Here is a 12,915-nt window from a genome sequence, read left to right as displayed (position 1 = left end):
GGAGAATCCGATGCGTGTGTGGTTTTTGAGTGCTGGCCTGGCCTTGATGTGCATGGCCCAGAACGCAGCGGCGGGTACAGTCCTGATCGTTGGCGATAGTATCAGCGCCGGTTTCGGGCTGGATACCCGGCTGGGGTGGGTGTCGTTGCTCGAACAGCGGCTCAAGACCGAAGGTTTTGACGACAAAGTGGTCAATGCGTCCATCAGTGGCGACACCAGTGCCGGAGGCCAGGCACGGCTGCCTGCGCTGCTTGCAGAGCACAAACCGGAACTGGTGATCCTCGAATTGGGCGGCAACGATGGCCTGCGCGGAATGCCGCCGACGCAATTGCAACAAAATCTTGCTTCGATGATCGACAGCTCCCGTCAGAGCGGTGCCAAGGTGCTGTTGCTCGGCATGCAATTGCCGCCCAACTACGGCAAGCGCTACACCGATGCCTTTGCCGAGGTCTACGGCAAACTCGCCGAGGAGAAAAAAATCCCGCTGGTGCCGTTTTTCCTCGAGGGTGTGGGTGGGCATCCGGACCTGATGCAGGCCGACGGTCTGCACCCGGCGGCCGGGGCTCAGGGCAAGTTGCTGGAAAATGTCTGGCCGACGCTAAAACCGCTGCTATGAGGCTTTTCTAGCGGCAGGCTTTCGGCTAATGTGGCGCCCCCTTATTTGGAGCCCCCGATGCCGCGTTCTGCCTGGTCCCTGTTTGCCTATCAACTGATCGAGCCTGACGAACAGCTGGATCTGTTCGCCTGCCAGGAAGTGCGAGTGCATCTGGTGACCCGTCAACTGGAGCTCGGTGGCTCGGCTGACCGAACCCTGTGCGGCAGTCTGCTGCCGGCACAACCGCGCTGGTCCAGCGTGGATCGCCGGGTGTTTCAGGATCAGCGCCTGTGCTCGCTGTGCCGGGCGATCCTCGAATCGCAGAAGCGCGGCACCTCGCCGATCTGGCCCGAGTTGCGTTTCGAACTCTGAGCCCCTTTTCGCCGATATCGCGGTCCATCGGCGCATCTCCCCGAATTCCCTGGGCGCGGTGTACAATCGCGTTCTTATTACCCTTGTCGATCTTGCGAAGGATTCTCCGGATGTTGCCGCGTTTTCCTGCCGTCACCCGCTGCCTGTCTCTTGCCGCCCTGTGTGTGGCCGGTCCCGTTGCTGCACTGGAGTTTCCACTGCCACCACCCGGTGAGGACATCATCGGCCAGGTGCAGGTCATCAAGGCCAAGTACGAAGATACCTTTGCCGATCTGGGCACCACCTACGATCTGGGCTATTCGGAAATGGTCGCGGCCAACCCGGGCGTCGATGCCTGGCTGCCAGGTGCCGGCACCGAGGTGGTCCTGCCGACCCGCTTCATCCTGCCGCCGGGCCCGCGTGAAGGCATCGTGATCAACCTCGCTGAATACCGCCTCTACTACTATCCGAAAGGCCGGAACGTGGTGTACACCTTCCCGCTGGGTATCGGTCGTGAAGGCTGGGGTTCGCCGATCGCGCACACCACGATCACCGCGAAGACGCCGAACCCGACCTGGACGCCGCCTGCCTCGATCAAGGCTGAACACGCCGCTGATGGTGATCCGCTGCCGAACGTGGTGCCGGCCGGTCCGGACAACCCGCTGGGGCCGTTCAAGTTCACCCTGGGTACGCCGGGCTACCTGATCCACGGCTCGAACAAGAAGTTCGGCATCGGCATGCGCACCAGCCACGGCTGCTTCCGCATGTTCAACAACAACGTGCTGGAAATGGCCGGCATGGTGCCGGTGGGGACTTCGGTACGAATCCTCAACGACGCGTACAAATTCGGTCGCAGTGGCGGCAAGATCTACCTGGAAGCGCATACGCCGATCGACGACAAGGGCAACCCGTCGGTGGTCGACAAGCACACCGCGGTGATCAACGCGATGCTCAAGCGTGAAGACATCACCAACAACCTGCGCATGGACTGGGATGTGGTGCGTGATGTGGTGGCGGCCGAAGATGGCCTGCCAACCGAAATCGGCACACCGAGCACCTCGGCACCGATGGTCTCCAGCGCACCGATCGACCTGCAGCAATAAGCTGAAAGACAAAACCCGCCGAGGCTTGCGCAGCGGCGGGTTTTTTATTGCCCGCAGAAACTGCAGGCACAAAAAAGCCGACCCAAAAAATGGGTCGGCTTGATAACAATCCCGAAGGACTATTACTTGCGGCTAGCTTTTTCCAGCATGCGCAGAGCACGCTCGTTAGCTTCGTCAGCAGTCTGTTGTGCTTTTTGAGCAGCAGCCAGAGCTTCATCAGCTTTACGGTAAGCTTCGTCTGCACGAGCCTGGGAGCGAGCAGCTGCGTCTTCAGTAGCGGTCAGACGTGCTTCGGTTTCTTTCGATGCGCTGCTGCAACCGGTAGCCAGAACTGCGGCCAGAGCCAGAGCAGAGAATTTCAGAACGTTGTTCATCGTGTTCCCCTTCAAGGACTTTCAATTAAGTGGCTGTCTCCTCCGATTGAGGAAATAGCCGGCGTACATACTACCCATTACTTGTAGTAAGTAAACTGACGTGAGGCAAGAAGCAAAAAAAATTGTAGGCGTTGATTCTTTTTCGAGCAACTTTTAACTGCGTTGTATAAAAAATATCCAGCTGGAAGCCGCGAGATGAGCGAGTTATTGAGAAAAAGTTCCCGTTGCCGCGGGTTGTTTTGCAGGTAGTGGCCAAAGTCTGTCTATATGGATTCGTCCACACTTTTGTTGCGAATTTGCGCAGCGCCTCGCATATCTTTGTCCATGTTGAGGTGACTTTAAAACAGGGGGCTCGTCTTAAGTCTCAACATCCGGCGATGTTCAGCCTTTCGGCTCGGGAAGATCGTCTCCCGAACCGGCCCTGAGTCCACCGGAACTGCCCCGTCAATCCGCATGTTGACGAGCGTACCTTGAGCATTTTCGCCAATGGTGCCTACTATTTGATACGTGCTCGGGTTGCGCGAGATCGGTGCAGTTCTTCTCGGTGTCCATCAGGCACGGGGTGGCGTAGATGTTCCTTCGCCGGGAAAACATCGGTAAGGTAGGGGTCAGAATTCGAGACCCGCGAGGAGTAGTGATGAGCGAGGCGTTGTCCATCCACCATGACCAGGCTGGTCATCAGTTCGAGACCAATGTGGACGGTCATCGTGCCTACCTGACCTATATGGATCTGGGGAAACAGACCCTGGATATCTACCGCACCTTCGTGCCCAACGCCTTGCGTGGCCGAGGCATCGCAGCAGCCCTGACCGAACGGGCGTTGCAGTACGCCGATGAAATGGGCTACACGGTCATTCCATCGTGCTCCTACGTGGAGCGCTACATGGAGCGTCATCAGCGGCGTACCGCCAAGATCTGACTGACCTCACCGCACACATAAAAACGCCGGGCAATGCCCGGCGTTTTTTTATGCCTGCGAAACGGCTGTCAGCCGCGCTGACGTTTTGGCAGTACATCCTTGAGCTTGGCGTGCATGCTGCGCAAGGTGTTTTCGGTTGCGGACCAGTCGATGCAGGCATCGGTGATCGACACGCCGTACTGCAGATCGGCGAGGTCTTTCGGGATGGCCTGGCAGCCCCAGTTCAGGTGACTCTCGACCATCAGGCCGATGATCGACTGGTTGCCTTCGAGGATCTGGTTGGCGACGTTCTCCATCACCAGCGGTTGCAGGGCCGGATCCTTGTTGGAGTTGGCGTGGCTGCAATCGACCATGATGTTCGGCTTGATCTTCGCCTTGTTCAGCGCCTGCTCGCACAGGGCGACGCTGACCGAATCGTAGTTCGGCTTGCCGTTGCCACCGCGCAGCACCACGTGACCGTAGGCGTTGCCCTTGGTGGTGACGATCGACACGCCACCTTCCTGGTTGATGCCCAGGAAACGGTGCGGGCTGGAAACCGACTGCAGGGCGTTGATCGCCACAGTCAGGCCGCCATCGGTGCCGTTCTTGAAGCCGACCGCCGAGGACAGGCCGGAAGCCATCTCGCGGTGGGTCTGGGATTCGGTGGTCCGTGCGCCGATCGCCGACCAGCTGATCAGGTCCTGCAGGTACTGCGGGGAGATCGGGTCGAGGGCTTCGGTCGCAGTCGGCAGGCCTTTTTCGGCCAGGTCCAGCAGCAACTGGCGACCGATGTGCAGACCGTCCTGGATCTTGAACGAGTCATCCAGGTACGGGTCGTTGATCAGGCCTTTCCAGCCGACGGTGGTCCGTGGCTTCTCGAAATACACGCGCATGACCAGGTACAAGGTGTCCGAGACTTCTGCCGCGAGCACCTTCAGGCGATCGGCATATTCGTGGGCAGCCTTGATGTCGTGGATCGAGCAGGGGCCGATCACCACGAACAGACGATGGTCGGTGCCATCGAGAATGTTGCGGATGACCTCGCGACCCTTGGTGACGGTGCGCAGGGCAGCGTCGCTCAGAGGGATATCACGCTTGAGCTGATCGGGAGTGATCAGGGTCTCGTTGGAAGCGACGTTCAGGTCGTTGATCGGTAAATCAGCCATCGTTTACTCGTCAGGTCACGGGTGCCGGCCGCCAGCGATCCCCGCGCGGCGGAGCACAGCGGATTTAAGCGCGTCGGGGAGCCGAACCTTATCGCGTTAGACGCCTGCTAGACAATGGGCAAGTAACTGTTCAGTCCAGCTCTGGTTACGCGAAAGCCTTGCGAACGCTGTCGTGGGAGAATTCTTCGGCGTGCTGCTCGACCCATTGCAGCGCTCGCGCCTGGATATCCTGCAGATCATCGTGGGCATCGTTGATGCGGCAATAGCGCTCGATCTGACACACCTGCTCACCCATTCGCGCGCTGAACAGCGTCTGTTCGTCAGTGAACGCAATGCCCACCAGATAACCTTTTTTACGGCGCAGGCACCAGGCCACATAGCCCGGATAGGCGAAATCGGCATTGATGGTCGGCATGCGCACCTGCAAGGCGGTGCCATGACGCCAGGCACGATGGTAATTGCAAGCGATGCCGCCGAGGCTGATAGTGTGCAGCTGTTGCCGCGAAATGCACTCAGGTTTGAGCAACGTTAATTCGACGGGCACATCATCCGGATGAGGAATAAACCGTCCCATGAGCACAGACTCCCTGTGTCGGCCATTTGACATTGTTTCCCCCAGTATAGTGGTCGAATCGCAGCTGACCGATTTTGACGCCGACCAGCGGCTGCTGGCGATGAACGGCGTTTCGCTGGTGATTTTCACCAGTGTCGGCTGCGCCAGTTGCCGCTATGCCCGCGAAGTGTTGCCGGGGCTTGATCTGGCCGTCGATCGCGTGTGCTGGATCGATGCCGGTGACAACGGCGGACTGGTCGAGCGTTATCAGGTCTTTCATTTGCCGGCGTTGTTTGTGGTGCGCGACGGCGAGTTCTTTGGGGCAGTGCACGCGCGCCTGAATGTCGATGAGCTGAACGCAGCCGTGGCGCAGGCGCTGGGTCGAATTGCAGAGGAGTTGCCGTGATGGGAGCAGTGAATAAACCGGTGGTGGGGATTATCGGCACCGGCGCCATTGGAGGTTTCTACGGGGTGATGCTGGCCCGGGCCGGGTTCGATGTGCACTTTCTGTTGCGCAGTGAATTTTCCGCGGTCGCCGAGCGCGGCTTGCAAGTGGACAGTGCCGTACATGGCGCATTGACGCTGAATCCGGTGCAGGCCTATTCGTCGGCGCAAGACATGCCGCCCTGCGACTGGCTGCTGGTCGGCGCCAAGACCACCAGCAATGCCGGGCTGGCGCCGTCGATCATTCAGGCAGCGAAGCCCGACGCGAAAGTGCTGGTGCTGCAAAACGGCCTCGACGTCGAAGACAGCTTGCGGGCGTTGCTGCCCGATTCCCTGCATTTGTTGGGCGGCTTGTGCCTGATCTGCGTCCACCGCGAAGGGCCGGGGCAGATCACCCATCAGGCGCTGGGAGCGGTGAACGTCGGTTATCACAGCGGTCCGGCAATGGATGACGCGGCGCGCATGGCAATCGTCGAGGAGGGCGCCGGCCTGTTCCGAGCAGCCGGTCTCGACTCCCAGGCGATGCTGAACCTGCATCAGGCGCGCTGGCAGAAACTGGTGTGGAACATTCCCTATAACGGGCTTTCGGTGTTGCTCGGTGCCAGCACCACGCCGTTGATGGCCGACACTGACAGCCGCGCCTTGATTCAGGCGCTGATGGCTGAAGTGGTGCAGGGCGCCAGGGCCTGCGGTCACGACATGCCGTCCGGTTACGCCGAATACCTGTTCATGATGACCGAGAAAATGCCGGACTATTGGCCGAGCATGTACCACGACTTTCTGCACAAACGACCGCTGGAACTTGAGGCGATCTACGCTCGTCCTTTGGCGGCGGCAAAAGCGGCAGGCTGCGAGTTGCCGCGTATCGAATCGTTGTATCGCACATTGAGCTTTATCGACCGGCGTAACGTTTAAGCCGGTCGCACTGGGGGAAAGGCATGGCCAAGAACATCGATGACAAACTGGTGCTGGCGATCTCGTCCCGTGCCCTGTTTGACCTGAGCGAAAGCCACAAGGTGTATGAGTCGAGTGGCGTCGAAGCCTACCGGCAATATCAGATCGATCACGAAGACGAAATCCTTGCGCCGGGCGATGCCTTTCCGCTGGTGGAAAAACTGCTCAACCTTAACAGTCGTCTCGGTCGTGCCCGGGTCGAGGTGATTCTGGTGTCGCGCAACAGCGCCGACACCGGTTTGCGCGTTTTCAATTCCATTGGTCATTACGGCCTGGCGATCTCCCGCGCGGCGTTCGTCGGCGGGCGCAGTCCTTATCCGTATCTGAAGGCCTTTGGTTGCGATCTGTTTCTCTCCACCCATGCCGAAGACGTGCGCGCCGCGCTGGATGCCGGGTTCGCGGCGGCGACCATTCTGTCCGGCGGCGCTAGCCGTGCGGCCAGCGATGAATTGCGCATCGCTTTCGACGGTGACGCGGTGCTGTTTTCCGACGAATCGGAGCGCGTCTATCAATCCGGTGGCCTCGAAGCCTTCCAGGCCAAGGAGCGTGAGTCCGCCCGCGAACCGTTGCGCGGCGGGCCGTTCAAGGGCTTTCTCGCGGCGCTCAATCTGTTGCAGCGCGAGTTCTCCGACGAGGAGTGCCCGATCCGCACCGCACTGGTCACCGCGCGTTCGGCTCCGGCCCACGAGCGGGTGATCCGCACCTTGCGCGAGTGGGACATTCGCCTGGACGAATCGCTGTTCCTCGGTGGCCTGACCAAATCGGCGTTCCTCGAAGCCTTCGCCGCCGACGTGTTTTTCGACGATCAGGCGGGCCACTGCGAGCTGGCCCGGGAAGTCGTGGCGACGGGGCACGTGCCCCACGGCATCAGCAACGAACCGGCAGTCTAAAGCCCACGTGGTTCAAGACGTTGCGTCGCACGTCGTACTCGCCAAGGCACTGCTAAGCTGAATCAAATCTCCGCCATGTTGGCACGCGAGGAGGTCATATGATTCGTTCGATGCTGTATGCCACTGACCTCGGTCTGTACGCACCGTTAGTGATGCAGCATGCCCTGGCGATGGCGCGAACGTTCAATGCCGATCTGTACGTGGTGCACGCGGTGGAGCCCATGGGGCTGTTTGCCGAATCGGTGTTGCAGAGCTATCTCGACGAGCAGGCGTTGAACGAATTTCACAGTCAGGGTCTGAAAACCGTCATCGCCAATATCGAGCAGCGGGTGCTCGACAGTTTTCGTGAAGAACTGGGGGACGAGGGCGAGCAGGATCTGCAGCGGATACGCGCGGTGCGGGTGCTGCAGGGCGATCCGTCACAGGTGATTCTCGATCAGGTGCAGAAACTCGCTGTCGATTTGGTGATCGTAGGAAGTCACAGCCACGGGGTAGGCGCGGACACACCGCTGGGACGCACGGCGGCCCGGGTTCTGCAATTGGCCAGGGTGCCGGTTTATATGGTACCGCTGGTGGAGCGTCGGCGGCGGGAGGATCGCTGAAGCGGGAATAATGGCGCTTTGATAAAAAAGTTCTAGATTTATTCTTCAAACCATTAATATAGTTATATACCGTCGCTGATGCCCGTGGCGTCTACCTGCTTTGAGGGATTCATATGAAGCTTCAACAATTGCGCTACATCTGGGAAGTGGCGCACCACGACCTCAACGTTTCCGCTACAGCCCAAAGCCTCTACACCTCGCAACCGGGCATCAGTAAACAGATCCGTCTGCTGGAAGACGAACTGGGCGTCGAAGTGTTCGCTCGCAGCGGCAAGCACCTGACCCGCGTCACCCCGGCCGGCGAGCGCATCATCACCACCGCCGGCGAGATTCTGCGCAAGGTCGAAAGCATCAAGCAGATTGCCCAGGAATTCTCCAACGAGAAAAAAGGCACCCTGTCGATCGCCACCACCCACACCCAGGCGCGTTATGCACTGCCGCCGGTGATCAGCAATTTCATCAAGCAGTACCCGGACGTGGCGCTGCACATGCACCAGGGCTCGCCGATGCAGATCGCCGAAATGGCCGCTGACGGCACCGTCGATTTTGCCATCGCCACCGAAGCGCTGGAGCTGTTCGGCGATCTGGTGATGATGCCGTGCTACCGCTGGAACCGTTGCGTGGTCGTGCCTCAGGGCCACCCGCTGACCAAGCTGCCGAAGCTGACCCTCGAAGCGCTGGCCGAATACCCGATCGTGACCTACGTGTTCGGTTTTACCGGCCGTTCGAAACTCGACGAAGCCTTCAGCCATCGCGGTCTGACGCCGAAAGTGGTGTTCACCGCCGCTGACGCCGACGTGATCAAAACCTACGTACGCCTGGGTCTGGGTGTTGGCATCGTGGCCAAAATGGCGGTCGATACCAAACTCGACAATGACCTGGTGGTGCTCGATGCCAGCGAACTGTTCGAGTCCAGCGTGACCAAGATCGGTTTCCGTCGCGGCACTTTCCTGCGCGGTTTCATGTGCGACTTCATCGAGAAGTTCGCGCCGCACCTGACCCGCGACGTCATGGCCAAGGCCATTCAGTGCCACAACAAGCAGGAACTGGAAGAGCTGTTCGAAGGCGTCGAACTGCCGGTCCACTAAATCCCTGTCTACAGCACCTCGGTGACAGCGAACTGTTGCCGGGTGCCCGCCACCAGAATCTCCACCTCGTCACCCTCAAACTTGCCCAGCAGGCTTTTGCCCAGCGGCGAGCGCGGGGTGATGACGGTAATCGGCTGACCCACCACGTCGACCTTCAGGCCCGCCGCATCCGGCGCCAGAAACAGCCATTGTTCACGCCCCTTTTCGTCTTCCAGACCGAGCAGGGCGCCGATTTCAATCCCTCGCTGATCGTCATACGCGCGCAGCGTCAGGTTCTGGCACAGCGCCAGTGACTGACGAATTTCCTCGACCCGTTTCGCCTGGCCCGCCGCCAGGTACGAGGCTTCAAGTCCCAGGGTGTCGTACTTGTTTTCGGCGATGTTCTCTTCGTGGGTCGCGGTTTCGTAAGCGGTTTGCGCCGCGCGTTCGGCGATGTCGAGATCGACGCGCAGCTTGTCGAGAATCAGTTGGTGAACAATCTGTTTATTCATGATCAATCGCAGAATTGCAGGACGTTGGCGCGGCTTTTTTCGCTCGGGGCCGTCTGATCCTGTTGCAGCCAGAACTGGCATTTGGGGTTCGACAGATTCCGTGTACTGCCACGGGCCTGATCCAGGCGTGCCTGCTGTTCGTTCTTGCGCAGGTTTTCTTCGTATTGCTCGAACAGCGGACTCTGCGGCGGAATGTCCGGCACCGTTCGGACGGCGGGCGGGTTGGCCAGTTGCTGCACGGCCTGGGCGACCGGCGCCAGCTGTTCGGTGAAGACAAAGCGTGAAGCGAACCAGCACGTCAGCGCGATGGCCAGAAAACCCAGCCACAGACCCAGGGCAATGCTGCCGATCAATTGCAGCGCGCTAAGCTGAACAGGAAACGGGCGACGCGGGTTGGGACGATAGGGCATGGCTGCCTCCTGGCGGATGAATGCGGGCGAGTGGCGATTGTCGCACGAAGATTAATTGCCGTCGGCTCTTCTGCATGGAGACATTTATGCGGACAATCGGCGCTTTTGCCAACGGGAGCCTTGAATGCCGCCACTGAACACCCGCTGGGACATTTTTTGTACGGTCGTCGACAACTACGGCGACATCGGCGTGACCTGGCGTCTGGCCCGGCAACTGGTCAGCGAGCAGGCAATGGCGGTGCGGCTGTGGGTCGATGACCTGCGCGCTTTCGAACGCATCTGCCCCGAAATCGACATCGGCCTCGATCAGCAATGGCAGCAAGGCGTAGAGGTCCGGCACTGGCCGGCCGAGTGGCAGGAGGCGGAGGCGGCCGACGTGGTGATCGCTGCGTTTGCCTGCCAGTTGCCGAGCGTCTACATGGATGCCATGGCCGCGCGGGACAAGCCGCCGCTGTGGATGAACCTCGACTACCTCAGTGCCGAAGACTGGGTGATCGGTTGCCACGGACTGCCGTCGGTGAAGTACAAGTCGGTGCAGAAGTACTTTTTCTTTCCGGGATTCCAGCCGGGCACTGGCGGTTTGTTGCGTGAAAGCAGTTTGCTGGAGCGGCGTCAGCAGTTTCAGCAGGATCCCGAGGCGCAGCGACAATTCCTGCAGGGGCTGGGGATTGCTCCCGCGCCAGGTGCGCAGCTGATTTCGCTGTTTGCCTACGAGAATGCCGGACTCGCCAGTTGGCTGGATGTGCTCGCGGCTGACTTGACGCCCACTCATCTTCTTGTGCCGGAAGGACGAATTCTTGGCGATGTCGCCCGTTGGCTCGAGGTCGAGTCGCTGGCGGTCGGGGCGACGCATGTTCGTCAGTCGCTGACCGTACAGGTGCTGCCGTTCGTCCGTCAGGATCAATACGATCAATTGCTATGGTGCTGCGATTTCAACGCGGTGCGCGGCGAGGACTCGTTTGTCCGGGCGCAATGGGCGGGGCGGCCGATGCTCTGGCACATCTACCAGCAGGACGAAGACATCCATCTCGACAAGCTGGATGCCTTTCTTGCGCTCTACACAAAACGCCTTTCGCCCGCTGCCGTCGAGGCGATGAACGGTCTCTGGCGTGCCTGGAGTGCCGGGCAGCCTATCGGCAACCACTGGCTGGAGGCCCGTAAACACTGGCCCGAACTACAGGATAATGCTCGCGCGTGGTGTCTGGAACAGGCCTTGCAGGCGGATCTTGCGACGGCGCTGGTACAGTTTTACCGAAATTGGATATGATACGCGGCCTAGATTTTTGTAAATCCCATCCAAATTCGGATATTCGCAATGAAAACTGGTAAAGAACTCAAACCCGGTACCGTGATCCGTATCGACAACGATCCTTGGCTGGTTCAGAAAGCTGAATTCACCAAATCGGGCCGTAACAGCGCGATCATGAAGACCAAGCTGAAGAACCTGCTGACCGGTTACAAGACCGAAACCGTTTACGGTGCGGACGACAAGCTGGACGACGTGATCCTGGATCGCAAAGAAGCGACCCTGTCCTTCATCAGCGGTGACTCCTACACGTTCATGGACACCACCGACTACACCATGTACGAGCTGAACGCCGAAGACATCGAAAGCGTTCTGCCATTCGTGGAAGAAGGCATGACCGACGTTTGCGAAGCCGTATTCTTCGAAGGCCGTCTGGTTTCCGTAGAGCTGCCGACCACCATCGTGCGTCAGGTTGACTACACCGAAGGTTCCGCTCGCGGCGACACTTCCGGCAAGGTGATGAAGCCTGCCAAACTGAAGAACGGTACCGAGCTGTCGGTTGCCGACTTCATCGAAATCGGCGACATGATCGAGATCGATACCCGCGAAGGCGGTTCCTACAAAGGCCGTGCCAAATAAGCACTGCTTTTTGCGCAAAGAAAAAGCCCGACCATTGAGTCGGGCTTTTTTGTACCTGATGAAAATTACTGCTTCAGGTGCTGTTTCAGTTCTTCCGAGGCCTGCAACATCGCCGAACGCACTGCCGGTACCTGGCTGACCACGTTGAGCAAACCGTAGTCGTGGATCATGCCGTTGTAGCGCACCGAGGTCACCGGTACCCCGGCTTCGTCGAGTTTGCGGGCGTAGGCTTCACCTTCGTCACGTAGTACGTCGGCCCCGGCGGTTTGGACCAGTGCAGGCGGCAGACCTTTCAATTGCGCGGTCGTGGCCCGCAGCGGCGAGGCGTAGATCTCGTTACGCTGGTTGGCGTCGGTGGTGTAGTTGTCCCAGAACCACTTCATCATGTTGCGGGTGAGGAAGTGCCCCTCGGCATACTGGTTATACGAACCGGTGTCGAAATTGGCATCGGTCACCGGCCACAGCAGCACCTGGAATTTGATCGCCGGAGTGCCTTTGTCTTTGGCCATCAAGGCGACGACTGCCGCCATGTTGCCGCCGACGCTGTTGCCCGCCACCGCCAGACGCTTGCCGTCGACGTTGATCTCTTTGCCGTGTTCGGCCACCCACTTGGTGGCGGCGTAAGCCTGGTTGATCGCCACCGGGTAATGCGCTTCCGGCGAAGGGGTGTAGTTGACGAACACCGCCGCCGCCCCCGAGCCGACCACCAGATCCCGCACCAGACGTTCGTGGGTCGGGAAATCCCCCAGTACCCAGCCGCCGCCGTGGAAGAACATGAACACCGGCAGCTCGCCCTTGACCCCGGCCGGCCGGACGATGGTCAGGCTCAACGGTTGGCCATCGACCTGGATGGTCTTCTCGCTGACGTCTGCTTTGGGCAGCGTCAGTTTGACCCCGGACTGCGCGCCCGTCAGCACGGCGCGGGCATCCTTGGGCGTCATCTGTTCCATCGGCTTGCCGGTGCCGGCATTCAGCACATCGAGGAACGCCTGGGTGTTGTGTTCAACCTCCCCGGCGAATGCGCTGTGGATGGACAGGGCGAGAAGGGTACCGGTCAAGACTTTGCTGAAAGTGTTCATGTTCATTTCCTGTACGGGCCTGAGTGTCAGTG

17 protein-coding genes are annotated in these 12,915 nt (G+C 59.7%); 11 read left to right on the top strand and 6 right to left on the bottom strand.

Annotated features, from left to right (window positions below):
• The first annotated feature begins 10 nt into the window (after positions 1–10).
• From IHQ43_RS20590 to IHQ43_RS20580, 3 genes are all read left to right on the top strand, one after another.
• Complete coding sequence (locus IHQ43_RS20590) at positions 11–616, top strand: arylesterase (RefSeq protein ID WP_192561918.1); 606 nt, start codon at positions 11–13, stop codon at positions 614–616.
• A 57-nt stretch (positions 617–673) separates the two neighbouring features.
• Entirely contained in the window at positions 674–967 is a 294-nt protein-coding gene (locus IHQ43_RS20585; RefSeq protein WP_007955656.1) for a hypothetical protein, read from the top strand.
• Positions 968–1,077: 110 nt separating this feature from the next.
• Positions 1,078–2,049, top strand: coding sequence for a L,D-transpeptidase family protein (locus IHQ43_RS20580; protein ID WP_102686461.1), 972 nt, complete (start codon positions 1,078–1,080; stop codon positions 2,047–2,049).
• 122 nt (positions 2,050–2,171) lie between these two features.
• On the opposite strand, the gene oprI is transcribed toward IHQ43_RS20580, so the two are convergent.
• Entirely contained in the window at positions 2,172–2,423 is a 252-nt protein-coding gene (gene oprI, locus IHQ43_RS20575; protein WP_003183784.1) for an outer membrane lipoprotei OprI, read from the bottom strand.
• 637 nt (positions 2,424–3,060) lie between these two features.
• Between oprI and IHQ43_RS20570 the strand changes: the two genes are divergently transcribed.
• A complete protein-coding gene (locus IHQ43_RS20570; protein WP_007955658.1) occupies positions 3,061–3,342 on the top strand; it encodes a GNAT family N-acetyltransferase in 282 nt (93 codons plus the stop codon).
• A 68-nt stretch (positions 3,343–3,410) separates the two neighbouring features.
• Here IHQ43_RS20570 and IHQ43_RS20565 read toward each other — a convergent pair whose 3' ends face one another.
• Complete coding sequence (locus tag IHQ43_RS20565; protein WP_011335309.1) at positions 3,411–4,487, bottom strand: 3-deoxy-7-phosphoheptulonate synthase; 1,077 nt, start codon at positions 4,485–4,487, stop codon at positions 3,411–3,413.
• Between the two features lie 145 nt (positions 4,488–4,632).
• On the bottom strand, positions 4,633–5,061 hold the full coding sequence (locus tag IHQ43_RS20560; protein WP_192561917.1) for a PilZ domain-containing protein: 429 nt from the start codon (positions 5,059–5,061) through the stop codon (positions 4,633–4,635).
• On the opposite strand from IHQ43_RS20560, the gene IHQ43_RS20555 reads away from it, so the two are divergent.
• The 5 genes from IHQ43_RS20555 to cysB all read left to right on the top strand — a co-directional run bounded on the left by IHQ43_RS20555 (position 5,060) and on the right by cysB (position 9,018).
• On the top strand, positions 5,060–5,446 hold the full coding sequence (locus IHQ43_RS20555) for a thioredoxin family protein (protein ID WP_192561916.1): 387 nt from the start codon (positions 5,060–5,062) through the stop codon (positions 5,444–5,446). The genes IHQ43_RS20560 and IHQ43_RS20555 overlap by 2 nt on opposite strands.
• Positions 5,443–6,399 carry a putative 2-dehydropantoate 2-reductase gene (locus IHQ43_RS20550; RefSeq protein ID WP_192561915.1) on the top strand — a complete coding sequence of 319 codons (957 nt, stop codon included), beginning with the start codon at positions 5,443–5,445 and terminating at the stop codon, positions 6,397–6,399. Before IHQ43_RS20555 ends, IHQ43_RS20550 begins: the two co-directional genes overlap by 4 nt.
• Before the next feature lie 23 nt (positions 6,400–6,422).
• Entirely contained in the window at positions 6,423–7,328 is a 906-nt protein-coding gene (locus tag IHQ43_RS20545; protein ID WP_007955682.1) for a 5'-nucleotidase, read from the top strand.
• A gap of 98 nt (positions 7,329–7,426) precedes the next feature.
• The gene (locus IHQ43_RS20540; protein ID WP_192561914.1) at positions 7,427–7,930 is read left to right on the top strand and encodes a universal stress protein; all 504 of its coding nucleotides are present in this window, start codon (positions 7,427–7,429) and stop codon (positions 7,928–7,930) included.
• Between the two features lie 113 nt (positions 7,931–8,043).
• The gene (gene cysB / locus IHQ43_RS20535) at positions 8,044–9,018 is read left to right on the top strand and encodes an HTH-type transcriptional regulator CysB (RefSeq protein WP_085700020.1); all 975 of its coding nucleotides are present in this window, start codon (positions 8,044–8,046) and stop codon (positions 9,016–9,018) included.
• Between the two features lie 8 nt (positions 9,019–9,026).
• On the opposite strand, the gene IHQ43_RS20530 is transcribed toward cysB, so the two are convergent.
• Together IHQ43_RS20530 and IHQ43_RS20525 are read right to left on the bottom strand one after the other, a co-directional pair.
• Positions 9,027–9,509 carry a GreA/GreB family elongation factor gene (locus IHQ43_RS20530; protein ID WP_085744974.1) on the bottom strand — a complete coding sequence of 161 codons (483 nt, stop codon included), beginning with the start codon at positions 9,507–9,509 and terminating at the stop codon, positions 9,027–9,029.
• A 2-nt stretch (positions 9,510–9,511) separates the two neighbouring features.
• Complete coding sequence (locus tag IHQ43_RS20525; protein ID WP_192561913.1) at positions 9,512–9,919, bottom strand: hypothetical protein; 408 nt, start codon at positions 9,917–9,919, stop codon at positions 9,512–9,514.
• A gap of 124 nt (positions 9,920–10,043) precedes the next feature.
• Between IHQ43_RS20525 and earP the strand changes: the two genes are divergently transcribed.
• Both earP and IHQ43_RS20515 read left to right on the top strand, forming a co-directional pair.
• Positions 10,044–11,186: an elongation factor P maturation arginine rhamnosyltransferase EarP gene (gene earP, locus IHQ43_RS20520; RefSeq protein WP_192561912.1), complete on the top strand. Its 1,143-nt coding sequence runs from the start codon at positions 10,044–10,046 to the stop codon at positions 11,184–11,186.
• Positions 11,187–11,234: 48 nt separating this feature from the next.
• A complete protein-coding gene (locus IHQ43_RS20515; RefSeq protein WP_007955690.1) occupies positions 11,235–11,804 on the top strand; it encodes an elongation factor P in 570 nt (189 codons plus the stop codon).
• Between the two features lie 65 nt (positions 11,805–11,869).
• Here IHQ43_RS20515 and IHQ43_RS20510 read toward each other — a convergent pair whose 3' ends face one another.
• Positions 11,870–12,883 carry an alpha/beta hydrolase gene (locus IHQ43_RS20510; RefSeq protein WP_192561911.1) on the bottom strand — a complete coding sequence of 338 codons (1,014 nt, stop codon included), beginning with the start codon at positions 12,881–12,883 and terminating at the stop codon, positions 11,870–11,872.
• Positions 12,884–12,915 lie beyond the last annotated feature (32 nt).

Origin of the sequence: Pseudomonas gozinkensis, from assembly GCF_014863585.1 — a bacterium.
In the GTDB taxonomy this organism is placed as follows: domain Bacteria; phylum Pseudomonadota; class Gammaproteobacteria; order Pseudomonadales; family Pseudomonadaceae; genus Aquipseudomonas; species Aquipseudomonas gozinkensis.
Note: the sequence above shows the minus strand (reverse complement) of the source record. Positions and strands in the feature narration are given on the sequence as shown.

Bases quoted from the DNA above. Each gene is read 5' to 3' on its own strand.
- IHQ43_RS20590 (WP_192561918.1), top strand. From the start codon at position 11: ATGCGTGTGTGGTTTTTGAGTGCTGGCCTGGCCTTGATGTGCATGGCC.
- IHQ43_RS20585 (WP_007955656.1), top strand. From the start codon at position 674: ATGCCGCGTTCTGCCTGGTCCCTGTTTGCCTATCAACTGATCGAGCCT.
- IHQ43_RS20580 (WP_102686461.1), top strand. From the start codon at position 1,078: ATGTTGCCGCGTTTTCCTGCCGTCACCCGCTGCCTGTCTCTTGCCGCC.
- oprI (WP_003183784.1), bottom strand. From the start codon at position 2,423: ATGAACAACGTTCTGAAATTCTCTGCTCTGGCTCTGGCCGCAGTTCTG.
- IHQ43_RS20570 (WP_007955658.1), top strand. From the start codon at position 3,061: ATGAGCGAGGCGTTGTCCATCCACCATGACCAGGCTGGTCATCAGTTC.
- IHQ43_RS20565 (WP_011335309.1), bottom strand. From the start codon at position 4,487: ATGGCTGATTTACCGATCAACGACCTGAACGTCGCTTCCAACGAGACC.
- IHQ43_RS20555 (WP_192561916.1), top strand. From the start codon at position 5,060: ATGAGCACAGACTCCCTGTGTCGGCCATTTGACATTGTTTCCCCCAGT.
- IHQ43_RS20560 (WP_192561917.1), bottom strand. From the start codon at position 5,061: ATGGGACGGTTTATTCCTCATCCGGATGATGTGCCCGTCGAATTAACG.
- IHQ43_RS20545 (WP_007955682.1), top strand. From the start codon at position 6,423: ATGGCCAAGAACATCGATGACAAACTGGTGCTGGCGATCTCGTCCCGT.
- IHQ43_RS20540 (WP_192561914.1), top strand. From the start codon at position 7,427: ATGATTCGTTCGATGCTGTATGCCACTGACCTCGGTCTGTACGCACCG.
- cysB (WP_085700020.1), top strand. From the start codon at position 8,044: ATGAAGCTTCAACAATTGCGCTACATCTGGGAAGTGGCGCACCACGAC.
- IHQ43_RS20530 (WP_085744974.1), bottom strand. From the start codon at position 9,509: ATGAATAAACAGATTGTTCACCAACTGATTCTCGACAAGCTGCGCGTC.
- IHQ43_RS20525 (WP_192561913.1), bottom strand. From the start codon at position 9,919: ATGCCCTATCGTCCCAACCCGCGTCGCCCGTTTCCTGTTCAGCTTAGC.
- earP (WP_192561912.1), top strand. From the start codon at position 10,044: ATGCCGCCACTGAACACCCGCTGGGACATTTTTTGTACGGTCGTCGAC.
- IHQ43_RS20515 (WP_007955690.1), top strand. From the start codon at position 11,235: ATGAAAACTGGTAAAGAACTCAAACCCGGTACCGTGATCCGTATCGAC.
- IHQ43_RS20510 (WP_192561911.1), bottom strand. From the start codon at position 12,883: ATGAACACTTTCAGCAAAGTCTTGACCGGTACCCTTCTCGCCCTGTCC.